The organism is Lysinibacillus sphaericus, assembly GCF_015844675.1.
GTDB classification, from domain to species: Bacteria; Bacillota; Bacilli; order Bacillales_A; family Planococcaceae; genus Lysinibacillus; species Lysinibacillus sphaericus_E.
Map to the genome: position 1 here is coordinate 205,867 of NZ_LDGC01000092.1, position 17,625 is coordinate 223,491.

Annotated in this window: 14 protein-coding genes; 11 read left to right on the forward strand and 3 right to left on the reverse strand. The window is 29.6% G+C overall.

The features are described 5' to 3' along the window. Positions 1-128: 128 nt before the first annotated feature. Positions 129-461: a DUF771 domain-containing protein gene (locus ABE34_RS23095; protein WP_197144763.1), complete on the reverse strand. Its 333-nt coding sequence runs from the start codon at positions 459-461 to the stop codon at positions 129-131. A 581-nt stretch (positions 462-1,042) separates the two neighbouring features. Here ABE34_RS23095 and ABE34_RS23100 point away from each other — a divergent pair. The 8 genes from ABE34_RS23100 (at position 1,043) to ABE34_RS23135 (ending at position 11,315) form a co-directional block, all read left to right on the forward strand. Then, positions 1,043-1,702 (forward strand): EcsC family protein, encoded by a 660-nt coding sequence (locus ABE34_RS23100; protein ID WP_197144764.1) that lies wholly within the window; start codon positions 1,043-1,045, stop codon positions 1,700-1,702. Between the two features lie 237 nt (positions 1,703-1,939). Next, positions 1,940-3,922, forward strand: a complete 1,983-nt coding sequence (locus ABE34_RS23105) for an ATP-dependent nuclease (RefSeq protein ID WP_346655603.1) — start codon at positions 1,940-1,942, stop codon at positions 3,920-3,922. A gap of 35 nt (positions 3,923-3,957) precedes the next feature. Continuing rightward, a complete protein-coding gene (locus tag ABE34_RS23110) occupies positions 3,958-5,754 on the forward strand; it encodes an ATP-dependent helicase (protein WP_197144766.1) in 1,797 nt (598 codons plus the stop codon). Between the two features lie 526 nt (positions 5,755-6,280). Further along, a complete protein-coding gene (locus ABE34_RS23115) occupies positions 6,281-6,736 on the forward strand; it encodes a hypothetical protein (RefSeq protein ID WP_197144767.1) in 456 nt (151 codons plus the stop codon). A 685-nt stretch (positions 6,737-7,421) separates the two neighbouring features. Then, complete coding sequence (locus ABE34_RS23120) at positions 7,422-7,571, forward strand: hypothetical protein (RefSeq protein ID WP_197229951.1); 150 nt, start codon at positions 7,422-7,424, stop codon at positions 7,569-7,571. Between the two features lie 546 nt (positions 7,572-8,117). Then, the gene (locus tag ABE34_RS23125) at positions 8,118-8,285 is read left to right on the forward strand and encodes a hypothetical protein (RefSeq protein ID WP_197144769.1); all 168 of its coding nucleotides are present in this window, start codon (positions 8,118-8,120) and stop codon (positions 8,283-8,285) included. A gap of 4 nt (positions 8,286-8,289) precedes the next feature. Beyond that, positions 8,290-9,690 carry a recombinase family protein gene (locus tag ABE34_RS23130; RefSeq protein ID WP_197144770.1) on the forward strand — a complete coding sequence of 467 codons (1,401 nt, stop codon included), beginning with the start codon at positions 8,290-8,292 and terminating at the stop codon, positions 9,688-9,690. Then, positions 9,690-11,315 (forward strand): recombinase family protein, encoded by a 1,626-nt coding sequence (locus ABE34_RS23135; protein WP_197144771.1) that lies wholly within the window; start codon positions 9,690-9,692, stop codon positions 11,313-11,315. The genes ABE34_RS23130 and ABE34_RS23135 overlap by 1 nt, the downstream gene beginning before the upstream one ends. A 403-nt stretch (positions 11,316-11,718) precedes the next feature. Here ABE34_RS23135 and ABE34_RS23140 read toward each other — a convergent pair whose 3' ends face one another. Together ABE34_RS23140 and ABE34_RS23145 are read right to left on the reverse strand one after the other, a co-directional pair. Further along, positions 11,719-11,892 (reverse strand): hypothetical protein, encoded by a 174-nt coding sequence (locus ABE34_RS23140; protein ID WP_197144772.1) that lies wholly within the window; start codon positions 11,890-11,892, stop codon positions 11,719-11,721. 195 nt (positions 11,893-12,087) lie between these two features. After that, entirely contained in the window at positions 12,088-12,372 is a 285-nt protein-coding gene (locus tag ABE34_RS23145) for a hypothetical protein (RefSeq protein ID WP_197144773.1), read from the reverse strand. A gap of 557 nt (positions 12,373-12,929) precedes the next feature. On the opposite strand from ABE34_RS23145, the gene ABE34_RS23150 reads away from it, so the two are divergent. From ABE34_RS23150 to ABE34_RS23160, 3 genes are read left to right on the forward strand one after another with little or no spacing between them, the layout of a single operon-like run. After that, positions 12,930-13,919, forward strand: coding sequence for a hypothetical protein (locus ABE34_RS23150; RefSeq protein ID WP_197144774.1), 990 nt, complete (start codon positions 12,930-12,932; stop codon positions 13,917-13,919). Further along, positions 13,912-14,343 carry a hypothetical protein gene (locus tag ABE34_RS23155; RefSeq protein ID WP_197144775.1) on the forward strand — a complete coding sequence of 144 codons (432 nt, stop codon included), beginning with the start codon at positions 13,912-13,914 and terminating at the stop codon, positions 14,341-14,343. Before ABE34_RS23150 ends, ABE34_RS23155 begins: the two co-directional genes overlap by 8 nt. After that, positions 14,336-17,569 (forward strand): tetratricopeptide repeat protein, encoded by a 3,234-nt coding sequence (locus ABE34_RS23160; protein WP_197229952.1) that lies wholly within the window; start codon positions 14,336-14,338, stop codon positions 17,567-17,569. The genes ABE34_RS23155 and ABE34_RS23160 overlap by 8 nt, the downstream gene beginning before the upstream one ends. Positions 17,570-17,625: the final 56 nt, after the last annotated feature.

A 17,625-nucleotide genomic window follows, 5' to 3' on the forward strand; every position in this document is an offset into this window, starting at 1 on the left:
ATCTTTAGTTATAGCTAAAGCATTCCCACTATTTCTATAGGCTAAAACTAGCCAATCATTCTCAAAATAAATGATCTCGTTTTTTTTAAAAATGGAAAAGCAAATTTTTTGTGCCTCTATAAAATTCCTCATTTTTGTTTGGGATGATGGATGTCACTAAAGTTTTCATCTAAAAACTTCATCATTTTCTTCGCGTGAAAACTCCAGGGTTGCCCTTTTTTAAAAGGATAAAAGACGAACCCCCCTAAAGTTGCATCCAATTCTTGTTTGAATTTAGGGATATAGAGGATATTCTCTTTAATCCAATCTTGTTTTCTATTTATGCGATCCTGTAAATCTTGCATTGACCAGTAAACACCGTCTAATTGGTTATTCTGTAATTCCTCTAACTCGAATTTGTCTACAATGACATAACCTTCAGGAATTTGAACGGTAACGTTTAAGTTTAATTTCTGTTGCATTTGAATCGTCCTCTACTAAAATATTTAAACCGTTCAATTACTAAATAGTTACTGAATGATTATGAGTACATTAAATTCTATTAGGTATATAAAAAACAATGGGAGAGACTATGAATATGTATTGTTATATAAGAAAGATGTTTATACGAGAGAATTTGATATTTAATAGTTATTATTTGTGCAAAAAATACGGTGGTCTATGACGTGAAAGATATAACAAATGAATTTTTATCAAGTACAGAAGAATCATTGTACTAATCAAATGAATTATGCAAAGCGATAGAGTAATTGCCTCTTTTGATAATGGTGCAGGCTAATTGAAGAGGAAGGAAGGGATTTTTGTTATTGAAAATGGGGAATTTTATTAGAGATGGAGTTTATAATTGTTTCGATCGAATGAAGAAATTAACCTTGATAGTAAGAACAAATGAAAAATAAGTAAGTGATAATTTTACTAAATCTGAATCTAAACTTCACTCTTTAAGGTTTAATTTGTTTTGGGATATTGTGGTTAATATAGTATAATTAAAATCAAAATAATACCAATTAGGTGATTTTGAAACTATAAAAGGTGGTATAAAATGAGCTCATTAACAGAATCGAATGTCGGTAAATTATTAGAATGGACTTATGAGAAGGCTGTAGAAGGTATTCCAGGAACAGATACAGCTTATGAATTAGCTGAAAGTTATTTATCTAAAAATAGTAGTCCTAATAAAGCCATTGATAGTTTAGTTAAGTGGCAAACTACAAAATGTGCTACATCAGGATTTTTGAGTGGTCTAGGAGGCATAGTCGTTTTACCTGTTGCTATACCAGCTAATATAGCATCCGTAATTTATGTACAAATGAGAATGATTGCTTCAATAGCTCATATAAGAGGGTATGATTTAAAGGATGATCAAGTACAAACATTTGTTTATGCTTGTTTAACAGGTCAAAGTGTAACAGAATTAACCAAACAAGCGGGTATACAAATAGGTTTAAAGGTTGGCCAAGCTCAAATAAAGCGAATCCCTGGTACTGTTTTGACAAAAATTAATCAAAGAGTAGGTTTTAGATTAGTGACGAAATTTGGTGAAAAAGGTATTATTAATCTTGGTAAAATGGTCCCGTTATTAGGGGGTGTTATTGGAGGCAGTGTAGATGCTGCATCAACTAAAGTAATTGCTTCTGCGGCCAAAAAAACTTTTAAACCAGGTGGGTATGATAACTCAAATAAAGTGATATTAGAGGTATAATCGAATACATATTAAGAAAAAATTATGTATTTGAATATAAATTTCTTTCGAAATTTCTTATTCCTCCTAATATGTGATTTTTAAAACTATAGAATAAAATATCCCCCTTATCCTTGATAAATAGTTTTAATTTTTGGGAAAGTTGATTATTTACTATTTTAATTTAGGTCTATATTTATCAAGAAATAATCAATCTAGAAATAATAATTATAATTTTCGTAATTAATATAATTGGGAGTGAGAAAAATTTCAAATCTACTTAAATCCCCATACATTTCTAAAGTTAAAATTAAAAATTTTAGAAATTTCTTAGATGTAGAAGTAAATTTAAATCATAAACAAGTCATAATAGGTGAAAATAACATTGGTAAAACAAATTTTTTAAAAGCTATTCAATTAATTTTAGATCCAACTCTTTCTGAAGAAGATCGTTTCTTAGAAGAAAGTGATTTTAATGATTCGATTGAAAATCCAATGGAAAATCAAATTTCAATTGAAATTTCAATTGAAATACAAGGATACGAATTAAATACATCCCTACTTTCTACTTTCGCTTCAGCAACAGTTAGTGACAGTCCACCTACCATAAGATTTACATATGTCTTTAAACCAATTGATGGCGATAGATATGGATATCATATTTACCAAGGGGTAGACGAAGAAAATTCATTTAACCATAATCACAGAAAGATGCTGAATATAAAAGTTATTAACGGACTGCGTGATGCTAATAGTGACTTAAAAAATATTAGAAAATCTCCATTAAACAAACTGATTAAACAATATGAAATTGAAAAAAGTGAATTAGAACAAATTGCATCAAAAATGAAATCTGAAAGTGATGCTATTTTAAATTTGGAGGAGATTATTGATTTAAAAGAACGAGTTAATCAAAGTCTTTCAAGCATTGTTGGCAGTAATAATCCCTACTCTGCTACAAATTTAGAAACAATTGATATCAACCCCAATAAAATATTAAATACACTTCGATTAATGGTAGGTGACGATAAACAACGCCCCACTAGCGAAACTAGCTTAGGGGTAACAAACATTCTCTACATAGCGCTAATTCTTTTATCAATTGAAGACCGTACAATACCGAAACTACTAAAAAAAGAGGATTATATCCAACTTTTAAAAGAAGCACCTCAAAATTTATTAGAAAAAAATTACTTAGAAGTTCAACAAGACTATTTTAAACTTAAGCAAGATATTCAAGATTCTAACGAGCTATATACTTTTTTTAGTGAATACTTTCCGTCAATAGATGGACATACAATTTTGGCTATAGAGGAACCAGAAGCACATTTGCATCCAATATTACAAAGATGTATTTTTAAGGATGTTATGAAGAAACCTACCTCAATAATTTTAACTACGCATTCTTCTGATATTACTTCAGTATCTCCAATAGAATCTATGGTCCATTTAAGAATTCAAGGGAAATCAACAGAAGTAAACTCAACAGCTGAGTTGAAATTAAATGATAAAGAGTTAATGGATTTACAAAGATATATAGACGTAAAGCGTGGAGAAATTTTCTTCGGAAAAGGAGTAGTGTTAGTTGAAGGAATAGCTGAAGAATTTCTAGTACCAGCATTTGCTGAGAAGTTAGGGAAAAATTTGGATTACTTTGGGATTATTTGCTGTAATATTAATTCTACTAATTTTAAACCGTATATTAGTCTATTAAGAGGATTAAAAATTCCTTATGTAATACTGACTGATGGGGATTATTTTTATATTAAAGAAGAATCCGATGAAAGGGTATATCATACTTCATATCAAAAATCTCATTCGAAATGGGGTTTTTTAGGATGGGAGCTTGCATATAAAACATTAAATGAATTAGGTATTTTTACTAATGATTTTATAAGTTATAGTCTCAAAGATTATAACGAGGAAGGATTTTATTTCAGTATCTATACTTTAGAAGTTGATTTGATGGCAAAATCTAGTGATTTACAAGGTAAAGAAGCAATTAAAAATACCTTCTCCGAACTCACAGTAGGACAAGATAGACAGAAGCAAAATTTTGAAAATGAATTAAATACAAGAGATTTTTATGCCTGCTTACGTAAAATAGAAAATAGTGAAAACAAAGTAGGGAAAGGTCGATTTGCACAAAGATTATCTTCTTATGTTGGTGATTTAACAGTGCCAGAATATATCACTAAAGCAATTGATAATATAATTTTACAAGTAACTAAGGAGGAATAATCCTGGAATACTTCGAAAAAAAATTATGCGAATTAATGGCTGATACTGATCAATATGCAGCATATGTAAGTAATAATTCTTTAGTTATTAAAGCTGGGCCAGGTAGTGGGAAAACAATGGTTCTAACTATGAAATTGGTTAAATTACTAAAAGAAAAAGTAAGAAATCCTAGAAAAGTTGCGTGTATAGCTTATAGCAGAGAATCTAGCAAAGAGATACTACATCGCGTGGAACAACTATTGAATAAAAAAGTTCCTAATGCATTTATTAATACAATTCATTCTTTTTGTCTTTCTCAAATAATTATTCCATTTGCACATTTGTATGATTACGATTTTCCTAGCAAGTTTAAAATAGTATCAGACAAAAAAAAGAATCTACTATTTAAAGACATTATGGAGAGTTTGGGGTATCTAAAAACCGATTTAACTATTGAACAAATGGATGCAGAACGAACTTTAATGATAGCCGGTAACAGTAAAATTGAGGTAGAGAGTTGTAATATTGCTTTAAAAGTGGCATTAAAATATGAAGAACAATTAAAACAAGATAACCTAATAGATTTTATAACAATAATAAAAACCGCTACTACTATGATTCAAAATGAACCCTATGTTAGAAAATGTTTAGAAGCTAAATTTCCTTGGATTTTAATTGACGAGTATCAAGATTTAGGTAGACCTCTACACGAAATGGTTCTAACTTTAGTAACAAGTACGAAAATAAAAATTATTGCAGTTGGAGATCCTGATCAATCTATTTACGGTTTTAGCGGAGCAACACCTAAATATTTTTTAGAATTAGAACATTTTCCTGTTTTTGAAGTAATACATTTAAAAAACAATTATAGAAGTCACCAACAAATTTTGGATGCTTCTGTAAGCATTTTAGGGTATCCACCAGCAACTTATATGGCAGCAAAAGAATTTGAATATCCTCCAGAATTACATTTAATAAGATGTAATATAGGTATAGAAAGTCAATATGAATATATTACAAATACTGTTATTCAAGATTGTATTTCTAAAGGAATACCATACAATCAAATTGCCATTTTGACAAAAAGTAAATTCCAAATTGAGGAATTGAATAAAATGTTTATGCAGAAACAAATTCCTTGCTTTGTTGCAGTTCGCAACCTTAAAAGAACTGATTTGATCATCTGGTTAGAGGATTGTGCGTCTTGGTGTAAAGATATAAATAATATTAATTTTGAGGTATTAGTCACTCAATGGATTAGGTTCAACAAAGAAAATTCAAAGAAATGTTCTGACATAGAAATCCTTTTATACAGAAATAAATTATATAGGATTTTGAAAGAATCTAAGAATATCACCGAATTAGAAATTTGGATAGAATTTTTAAACGTAAGTCTGGATTTTGAGAGTGTATTTAAAAACAATATATTATTTCCAAATGAGTGGGATTCATATATTGAAATGATGAAGGAAGTTCAAAACGGTAAGTTTAAATCATATAGCATAGAAGATTTTGCAGATTTGAACAAACAAAAAAATGAGGTTTATTTAACAACTCGCCACAGTTCAAAAGGATTAGAGTTTGAAGTAATTATCGTTATTGGTATGGAGGATGGTATGTTCCCATTCTATAAAAATTTTGATTATCCCGAAAAAATGCGAGAGGAAGAACGATTATTTTTTGTATGTCTAAGTCGGGCAAAAAGAATTTGTTATCTATTAATGTCTGATAAGTATTTACTAAATGGAAAATACGGTCCGTTTTTAAAAGATCAGAAACAATCAAGATTCTGGGATAGATTAGAAAATGTCAAAGACTTAAATATTATTACAGCTGATTATCTAAATGTCTGAAATTCATTTTTGATGAGTATTTCAGGTTTTTATATACCGATAAATGATTTTTAATGCATTACCTTTAGTATTACTTTTAGCAATTTTTGTAGTAGCCATAGCGGGCTGTAAAACGGAGGGCAAGTATAATGGTGGCACAGGTGTTGCCCGCTAACTACAATTAAAAAGGCATAAAATACGTAACGGGTTCTGTTTTCAAGTACAAAACTTAAAAAAACACTATAAAAGGGGTATCAAATCGAAATGATTTGGATGTCCCCTTTTTTATTGATATAAAGCGGTTTTTTAACAATTTTCATACGAATTGGTATATCAAATCGCATTAATAAAGCTTCATTATAGAAAGTTCTATAACGATGCGAATACATAATCTTTTTTCGCTCGAATTAGTTAACGTGATAGTTTAAATGGTAAGGAACTATATTCAACTAACGGAGCAGGATAGTACAACAAGGAACGATTGAAATACAATAAATATGGAGTTTTGGGGGATAATGATACTAAACAAATTTAAGGAGAATTAGAAATGAAAAAAGTGCTTTTTAGCCTTATCTTCGTTTTAGTAACTCTTCCTTCACAAACACACTCTGAAAATAAAATTGAAGAGTTGCAGCCTTGTTCAGCAATACTTGAACCAACAAAAAACGCACCTAAAAATGCCAGAGGAGTAGCACTGATTTATAATATTGAAAGAAAGTTTAATGATGAGCGGACGAGTCTTAGTGTTCACGCACTTCATTTACCGAAACCATCTAGTTTTGGGGATTATGATGGTTATGAAGTATTAGCATATATTCAAAAGGAAATAAGTTGGATTTTCTCGTTGTCCTCTTTAACTAAATACGGAGAAACTACTTGGGTTGGGAATCTGGATGAAGTTTCTCCTATAATGCGACCTACTCGTATCAAAGTTCGCACAGTCAATACAACGACAAAGAAAACGGGTCCTATTGTACTTGAAAAAATACTAAAACCTTGTTGAACTAACGGGGTGCCTTAGTTAAATTTTGATTCACGAAATATCAAACCAAGTTGTACAAAAAAGGTACTGCAATTGCAGTACCTTTTAATATGCTAATTAATTGTCTTTTTAACCTGCGATTTTGCTTTTTGTACATCAAAACAGAACCCGTTATAAAATACGCCTCTTTTTTCAATTTAATAACAGAAGATTTGTTATCTAGATTGAAATCGGTCGACTAAAACCTATAAAAAATGAAATAATTGCTTTATACAAATTTCAAACAAAATTCTTAAAATATTTGATGAACAAAGAGGTTTTGATTTTATCCAACGGGAGCGACTGGTTATTCTTAAGTGAAATTTAATCCATACGATAAATGCTTCAGCCCTTAGAATAAAAGGTCTGAAGCATTTTTATTGCTTTAAATTCAATCTCCAGTGAGCTGTAAAAAGGGATGCAATTAGCATTTTATTATTTTTTTCAGCAGTTTCGAAAAAATAGAACTTCCCCCCTTGAAAACCAAAATAAAAAAGAAGATAATCCCTTCGAAAATATAATTCATAGAAGGAGACAAATATGCGTCCTAAACACCAAAAACTAGATTGGCTTCAATTTGTGTACGAAAATTGCGAGAGAGTAGGTATATCTCGAGTGGTCATTGAACGATTTGAAAAAAATTATATAAGTGAAGGGAAAGAAGTATATGATCGACTTGTTGCATTTACTAAAAGAACTTGAGGTGCCAGCAATTGAGTCAAAAGTTTTCGTAACATCACTTGATGAAAATTCAAATTGTTTATCGAGTTATCAGCTAGAACTAGAGTTAGAAACTAATAGTAAAGAAACGGTATAAGTTTTTCTTCTTTCGTAGACTTTGTAAGATTAATAAAAGAAACAAGGCCAAATTTTAAATTACTTTCTACCAAAATTGGTGAAGAATAGATTGGTAATAACAATATTCTATTTGTTCAAAGTACTTGATTTGTTTTCAAAGCCATAATGAAAAGAGGCTGGACAAAAGGATTTTAGTCAATAAAAAAACCGAACTTTTTTACAAAACTCTAATTTAGTCTAATTTAGTGTTTTGTAATAGTTCGGGTTTTCTGCTTATATTTCTTTATTAATTTAAAAATTATCCGGCTTTCACAATGGATAAATTAGTTATGTCCCAGCCACTTTTTTATATCCTGTCCCCTTGCTTTTGTTGAAATCTAAAGTAGATAATGCATTTGATTAAAATTTCATACGTAAAGGGGAAGAATTTGTGGAGATTGCGTGTTGCTATGTTTCTTGTGAGAATACTGTAACTAGATTTAGAAATTAATAGTAAAGAAACTGAATAAGTGTCCCTCTTTTCGTCAATGCTACTAGTAATATATTTGACGAAAGGATGTTAACAATGACTCATAGACCAGTAATTAAAGTTTCATTCAATGAAGATGCACAAGAGGAATCTATCCATTTTCTTAAAAGATTGATTGAGAAAATTACGTTGGATCAGTTGGACCTTTCTCCACAAATGAAGGGGGTCTTTCTAGTCCGAAACAATGATGATATGGAGGAATAATGTAATGGGATATGCAGATTTAAAGATATTGAGTAACGATTCTATAGGAGTATATTGTAGGGTATCAACCTCTGGACAAAATATTCGTCAACAAGAAAGTTTAGCAGAAGTATATTTAGCCCAAAATAAAATAAATACTGATAATGTACATTATTTTCTTGATGATAATATTTCTGCGAATAAGATGGCATCCGAGAAACGTCCTGAGTTGAATAAAATAATTTCAGAAATTCAAAAAGGAAAAATTAAGACGGTCCTTGTTCAAAATCGTGACCGTCTAGCTCGTAATTTTTATGAATATATTGATTTGGTGAAAGTTTTCTATAAGTATAATGTTAATGTGATTTTCACTGATTCAAGCCAGCCCCCCTTCTCAAAAACCTTATCTGTAGAATCTCTATATGGGATTTTTGCTCAGTCAGAAGGTAGAAATATTGCAGATAGAACGAGTTTAGCAGCGTTGCAATTTCCTAATTCTATATTGGGATTTAATGTTATAGGCAAAAGAAATACAAAGAAGTATACACCAAAACCAGAAATGGAAAGAGATATCAAGTCTTTATTCTATTCAGTGGAGAATATTAATTCAGCTGAAGAACTTATTGAACAATTGATGAGATATAAAAAAGTATCAACAAATAATCTAAAATTATTGGCCTGCTTAAAAAATCCTTTTTATGCGGGGTATATAAAAGTTCAAGATAAGTACGTTCGGTTACCTCACGTTGAACCAATTATATTGTTAGATGACTACTTGAAGGTACAAGAATGTTTATTGAAATTTGAACAAGAGATACAAGTTTCTATTACAAAATCAAATGAAAAGGGGTTATTGCAACCAATTTGTAGTAGTTGTAAAACTGTAATGACTTTTCGTTCTAATAACGTGAGGGGGCACGGATATTATGTATGTGTAAAAAATCATTCTAGATTATATATAGAAGCTCCTCGATTTAACCAATTAATTTTAGAGCACTTCACGTATGTATTAAATAAAGTTAATGTTAAGGAAATTAAAAAAGATGTTTTTATTTGCTTATTAGCCCAAGAAAAACAGTATAATAAACAGTTATCTTTTAAAGAGAATCAATTAAAGTCTATTCATAAAGAGATAACAGATTTACTGGCCACGAGTAAAAAAAGAAAAATAAACTTATTGATTGAGCAATCGAAGACTATCGTGGAGAAAATAAAGGAGCTTAATACAGCTCTAAAACAAATTGATGAAGCTAGAAAAGGCATTAACTTCTTCGTAAAGACCGTGAATGAGCAATTTATTAGTGAATTGCACAAGTATCAGCAAGAATACTTAATTCAACTTCTATTCTCAAAAGTTGAAGTGAGTTCTGATTCCATTTTTTATCACACTAATTTTGGTAATTATATTAAAGGAGATGAAATGTAATGAGTATCGGACATAAGTTTACCTATTTTGAAAATGACGTCTATGTAATTACCGAAGAAGAAAGACCTGAATCAACACAGACCAGTCTACCGTGGAATTTATACACGGACAATGTGAAGCTTGCTGCGGGTTACATTCGTTGGTCTGATGAAAAACAAAATTCAGGTCATTCTCATTCAATTCAGGAAAGAGCAATCATAATAAAAGCACAATCTTTGGGATTTCAAGGTGTCGTAATATTTGTTGAAGCCGCTAAGTCTGCATATCATTACCCTGTAAATAAACGTAAAAAAATGAGTGAATTGAAGGAATTCATTTTAAGTAATTCAAATGCAAACTCCGTTATTTTTTATGATGAATCTCGAGTAACAAGGGATATTACGGATTTCTATAAAAATATTATAGTACCTTTAAGGGAAAAAAAGACTCAACTAAAACTATTTTCAACTCAACACGATGGAGAGTGGAACGAAAATGACCCTTTAATTCAAATAAAATTAGCATTGGATCACGATGAATCTGTAAAAAAAGCATCTAGGGTTCGTAATGCCCAAGAAAATATTTTTGAAAAAAATAAAAGGAGACCTCCAGCTAGTAATCCTTATGGCTACTCAAAAGTAAATGATGAAGTAGATGACCTATTACCAGATGAAAACGCTGGGATAGTTAAACTTATATTTTACTTGTATAGCTTTGGCCATAGTGATGAGAAAATTGCAGAATTACTTGAATTATCACAAATACCTTCTCCGGCAGGGTATGGTAATTGGTCAGACTCTTCGGTCAGGTATATTCTGAATAATCTGTGGTATATTGGGAATTTAGCTTGGGATTCAAGGATGAGTTTCTCTAATAGTAAGAAAAAATCTTTAGGAGAATTTCGTTTGCTCACTAATTATCATCCGGCTTTAATTGAAATGGGGCTATGGGAAACTACACAATTCTTTAGAAACTTAAAGTCAAAAAGGAATCGAATGGATAGTCCGTTTATTTTAAAGAACCTTGTTTTTTGCAAAGAATGCGAAGTGAAACTCGAAACAAAAAATCAAACATCTGCAAAGTCAAAAACTGATGGATCAATTTATTTTTGTCCAATGTGTAAATGTAAACTTAAAAAAGATGTATTAAATCAAATTGTTATACAGGATTTTGCGGATAGATGGGGTAGAGAAATAAAGTTATATCCTCAAAGATTAAAAAATGAGATGATTGATTGGAAAAAAGTCTGTAGAAAAAAAGTTTCAGATTTGAAAGCAGGCATTGAAAAATTACGTTTTACCATAAGTACTTTAAAGCCTAACGATGAAAATTACAATGAAATCCTAGAAATTATTCAGCTACAACTAAAATCTATGGAGAGGGATAAAACACTTTATGTAAATACCGAAGAAAAAATTGAGCATCTTTCTAAGGACAGGATAACTCTCGAATTAATAGATCGATTTAAACAAGATATTCATTCTTATAGTAATGTAGAGAAGCGCTCAATTTTACTTCTATCTATTAAAGCAGTCTCTTATAACTTTAAGCGGAATGATTTCGAAATAGAATATCGCCTTAGTCCTTACGTTGAAATTGAAACAGAAATGAAATCAATTTTAGAAACAAGAAAAACTGTTGTATAAATGTATAACGGGTTTACTTGTGAGATGCAAATAAAGAAATCTATATAATATTTTCCGCTAAAACACGAAAGTCACAGGAATATGCGGATTCAACATTAAGAAAAAAACACGATTTTATGCACAATAACACAGTAAGCCATTATCGTGGAAATAGTGATGTATTAAGAGTTTGCGCTTCTTGCATAAAAAGCTGCATAAACCCTTTCCATAAAAAAAATCACGAAACGTTGATTTAACAGCGTTCGTGACTTTTTGGTGTGTTTCCAAACTTTCATTTGGGAACGTTTATTATGATTGTTTTGTATAGCTTATAAGTCCTTGTTGCACTAAAGCGCCCGATTGCTTAAGAGAGTATTGGTACAAATAGAACGTCAAGAAAAATGTCTACCGATATTAATGTGTATTAATGACCTATATTATCGTTGTTACCATTAAGTGGTTCTACTACTTCTCCATCTTTATCTATTACAATACTGTCGGTTTCCTTATTAGCCTCGGTCAAAGACCCATAATAAGTAAAAACACCAAAAGTAATGATAGCTATCGTTGTTAATACTATAGAAATTCTCTTTTTCATAAAGTAGTCATCTCCCTACATATAAATTTATTTTTTTTTGAATTTTAACATACACTTTTTTTCAATCTAATCCGATTAAAGCACAGCGCTTATTCAACAACTGCACCCGTTAGTTGAAGTATAACCTTCCCAAAGCAACGTTTGGGGACGCTTTTTTTCCTCACATTATAAAGCCATATGAACCGCAATAAGAAATTATTTTTTATTTTTCAATTCTAAAAGTACAGGTGCTATATTTAGTAAAATCGAAACAATTGTCAAAAACCAAAACGCCCTAGCCATACCAGGTACTACATCTGATAAAGCTGCCCAATCTTCCACCTTTACCCACCTATTTAGATAACTGTAATCTGCACAAATTGTTAGTGCTGTAAATGATAACCCCATTGCCATCGCAAGCTTATAATCTTTACCTGTTGCATACATAAAAAGATTTATAAAAGTTGCTGCTATTGCGATAAGACCTAATATTATCCACATTATATGCCCCCATTGAACTTTCAATTTTCAATATAGACATAAAATGGAATAATAAAGTTCCCTAACCGTCGTTTGGGAACAATTTTTAGTCTACCGTTTTAAATCAACATAAATCTTGCGGAACCGCTTTTTATGTTTAGATGGTTCTTGGTGTTTTTATTAACGCACAAGTGATTTCATATGTGAAATACTGTGCGTTTCGGCTTGATATTTACTTGTTTGCGCTTCTGAAGTAAACCCGTTATAAATGTACAATAGTTTTTTTTCTTCTCCTTTTTTAACTGCTTACAATACCGAAATAATAGCTTCATTACTGCTTGCATTGCCGAAATAATTTACCATCTTCTGATTTAAACAAAATGAAATCACTGGGAAACCCTTGATATCAAGGGTTTCCCAGTGATTAACTACGGTAATAAGCTTATCTAGGGATTCCTAGATAAGCTTATTACCGAAGTACTTATTTTGAAACTGCTTATATTACCGGAATTATTATATATATTATACTTATTTTCTTTTTTGTGTAATGTTAAAATGGTATTAAAGGAGTGAGATTAATGATAAGTATTGAATATGGTCTTAATCCTCATATAGGAGTAGTAGGAGATTTTGATTTTTTAAATGATTTTAATAGAGCAGAATTTTTAGGTATAGGATACCTGGATCCTTACTTTACACAAAATATAGATAATGGGGTAGGCATAGCTTTAATATTTGATGATAAAACAAATGGCGAGAAAGCATTTAATAATTTATTACGTTGGATGGATTATTCAGATGGAGATGGAGATGCAGTTTCCATAGAGATTATTGAAAATAGTTCTGGCTATACCTTATGTCTTTTCCCTAATGAAAAAAAGTTAATGGAGAGAACATATAATAAACACTTGTTAAAGTGGGTTAATCCGCTTACTATGATTCCGATATATTATAAAAAAATTGATTATTTTAGTAATGAATATAAAGGCTTTAAAAAGCAGATTAAAGATGAACCTTTATTAATTTTTGCGGTAGATAAGGAGTTTGATTTTTTAGCAGGAAAACGATATTTGAAGAAATATGAAGTGAATATTTATAACGAGCAGAACATACCAGAAAAATCTCCTAATTATATGCATTTTAAAAAATTAGGTAAAGAAGGTTATGAAGATTCTATCAAGCGTATCCATAATGTTAGCAAAGATATTATAGAGAAAATAAGAATGGATAAAATAAAGTACTTTTTTCCTTTAACTTATGAAAAAATTCTTAATTGCGACAACTTGTATGAGAGATATCTTTTCTTTGAAAGTGAATATAGTATTGAACAAATAATTCAAGCATTATGTAATATTAATCTTTATGAAAGAATATTAAATGGGAATTTAATTCAAGAAATCGAAGACGACGAAAATATTCAATTGAATATTTTAGAATATCTTTATGAAAATCCAGAGGTATTTGAAAGTCATTTTATAGATTTTGAACAAGTTCCAATTGAAAAATTAAGGTTACAATTAATATCGGATAAAAATCAGATGGAGTTAGGGAGGCGTAGTAATGGTTGAGGTTACTATTTTAACAGCTTTTGCTAATTGGGCTATTAGTGGAGTAGCAAGTGGTATAGTTGCTAATATCACATATGACGGGTTAAAAAAATTAAAATCAAGAATTACAAATAATTTAAAAGATCAATTTGAAAATGATACAGAGATAAGTGGTTTTTTTGATGAAATTAACAGTAAACAAATCATTAATAAAAATAAACCATTTAGAGACATTGAAGACGCTTATGAAAATGTAACAAATAGGAGTATCCCAGAAAATTTCATAGGGGTTTTTAAAGATTGGATAAAAGAAAATGAAGATTTACTAAAGTCAATAGGAACTGCGAATAATGGTTTCATAATAGAAAAGCAAGAGGCAGGACGCGATATACTTAATATTCAAGGAAATCCTATAATAAATAATTATGGTGATAGAAATGAATGAGAGTCGAAAGACATTTGAAGTTAATCAAAGAGCTGAAAGGGATTTATATAATGTAAATGGAAATCTCATTGTTAAAAATTATATTAGTAGTGAATCAGGAGATTTAATTGTAGAACTAAAACAATTTAATGAAGACGGATTAATAAATTACTACGAAATAACAAAAAGTAAGTTATCTCAACAAAAGCAAATAAGTAGACCACATATAAAAAATGCAATACGAGAGTTATTGAATTCAACAGATAAACTAAAAATATACGGAGAACCTGGTATTGGGAAAACGTCTTTATTAATATCTTTAACGGATAGAGATAATACTATATACCTGTCATTGAAGAAATTTTCGTCTATAAAATCATTATTATATTTAATAAATATGACTAGAAAAAAGGCAGGTTTAGAATTAATATTTTCAGAAGATTTGGATTTTCTGGTGGTCGAGTTTGAATATTTATTACAAACAACCAAATTTATTTTTTTAATTGATGATGTTGAAAAAGATCAAAAGCTAGTACAAACATTATTAAATATCGAAGTATTTGAGAATAAGTTCATTTTTATTGCAAGATCTAAAAATGAACTTTTATTTAACGAACCCATTAAAGAATATCAAGTACCTAGATTTAATGACAGTGAAGTTAAACTTTTATTAGAAATTAATAATTTCGAAAGTAGTATTACCAACCTCGTAGAAATTATAAATTTATCAAAAGGAAACCCTTTGTATATTAGTTATTTTATTGATTTACCAGTATTCCCTATTCCTACAGGATTGGAATCATACTTGAGAGCATTATACGAATCTTTAGATGAGATTTCTAAAATTACATTAAATGTTTTGAGTCTATCTTATGAATCAATAAATAGAATGGATTTATTAGATATAGTTAACAAAATTAGTGAGGAACAAATAAATCCATATAACTTTAATAAAGTATTAAAGTCTTTGAATAAATTTATTGAAATAAATGGTTCAGAAGTGGAAATTGATCATCCTTATTTTTTAGAATTTGTAAGGAATACTCTAGTTTCCGATGGAGTCTTAGACTGGTTTAAAAATGAAGCAGGTGTAATTTTATTTGAGAAGAAACACTTTAATAAAGCTGTACAACTATTATTGAATACAAATGATGATTTAATTAAAGATGTATTAATCTATGTGTATCCTCTATATATAGAAACAGGACAATGGGATTTCGCAATTGAAGTAATTTTAAAAGCAATTTCATATCTAAAAGATTCCGGTTCATTTGAAGAGGCTTATAATTATTACCATCTAAGTAATTGTTATAGACTAATTGGAGAATTTGAATTTGGAAAATCTAGCTTAGAAAAGGCCATCGAACTGTTTACTAAATTAGAGAATGAAGAATGGCTTCTACTCTGTAAAGTATGGTTGGCACTAGACCTTGCAGAAGACGGAGAAATAGATAAATCGAAACAAATACACAACGAAATATTAAAATCTTCTATTGAAAATAAGCCTGTCGAAGCCGCTCTATTATTTAATGTATCAAAGTTATATATAGACTTATATGATTTCGAAGAGGCGTTAAAATATGTATTAAAAGCTTTAGATTTATTTCGAAAAATTGGGGACAAAAGGGGTATAAAGTTAAGTTTAGTGAATATCTCTATTTGTCTAATGAAGTTAGATCGTTTAAGTGAAGCTGTTGAATATGCCAATACTTTATTAGAAATTTCAAAAGAAGATAATGATTTAGTTGTGTTAGGCTCAGCATTAAATACATTAACCATTTGTAATAGATTACTAAAGAATTTAAAAGAAGCTGAGTCTAATGGGTTAGAATGTATTAAGATATGGAATAAATTGAAACAAAAACCAAAACTACTAATGAATTTAGTGAACTTAGGTAATGTTTATTCTGATATGAGGGATTACGATAAAGCAATAGCAGTTTATAGAGAAGGTTTAGAATTAGCAATCGCTTTGAAAATGTCTAAAGAGGAAGCTAGAGCTGCAGAATTGATTTCACATATATTTAGAATTCAAGGCGAATACGAATTGGCATTTGAATATATAGAAATCGCAAAAAAAGCTAGTGTGGATGCTAGGGATAGTTATCGTTTGGGCGAAGTTTATATAGAAGAGGCATTATGTTATAAAGCAAAAGGTGAAACTGTTAACGCAATTGTTTCATATGAAAATGCAATAAAGCATTATAAAGAAATTAAGTTTAAGAACGAGGTACTAAATACGTTAGTTGAATTAGTAGAGCTTTGGAAATTTAATGGGATAGATCCCAAAAAAATTCACTCTGAAATTATTAAGATAATACCAGAAGGTTTAATTGACTTGAATTTAGATAATAGTGTGTATTTTTTACATCTCTTAGAAGAAAATATTTCTAAAGAGCATCTTGATGAAATCGTATATTCTTTGGCTATTTATTCGACAAATAGTCTAAATGAGATAACTAGTAATTCTATTCTTTGGATTATAGAATATTGTCGGAAAAATTGTGATAAAAAGTTGTATCTCAAGATAATAGATTGTTTTCTAGAATCTAGAAATAATTATTTAAATCAAGTAGCCTTATTAATCAATCAGTCATCCAATTTGTTAAATTTAGAAGATATGAATTTATTGATTTCTAAATTATCTATAGTATTAAATAATTTATATTATAGGGAACATAGTATAAGTGAATTTATTTTCACATATAAGTTTTTAGATAAAAAAATGATTCAAATTCACGGTGATTATAGCTCAATAGAGAGTTTAAAAATAGCTTTATTTACGGTTATGATTACCCAAATAAACAGAGATTTATTTGAAGATGTAATTAAGGATTCCTTAATTGAGAGTTTGACAATTTATATCATAACATCTGAAGTGATTGAGCCTTTAGATAAAAGCTTATATAGAAACATAGAGGAAAGTCCGTTTCCAATAATTTTTGCGGAAGTTACTGGGAATGATAAATTTTTACCTATAATCTACAGAAATAATTATGAAATAGAGAATGATTTGATTGTAAATAGGGACAACAAAGTAATAGTCTGGTTATTAATGGATTTATTTAGTTCGATAGAGGCCTATTTTACAAATTCTAACAGAGATAAGATCGAGTATGGAAAGTATAGAAGAACATTAACACATAGAATTTTAAATATATTTAAAGTTAAGGAAGAAGACGAGATATTAGATTTTATAAAAGTGCCGACTGCAAGAAACTTGCAAAAAAATTATAAAGAATTATAAAAAGTATTGTGATATTTAAAAGTTAACAATTATACCATCTGTTCAAGTGCTGTTAA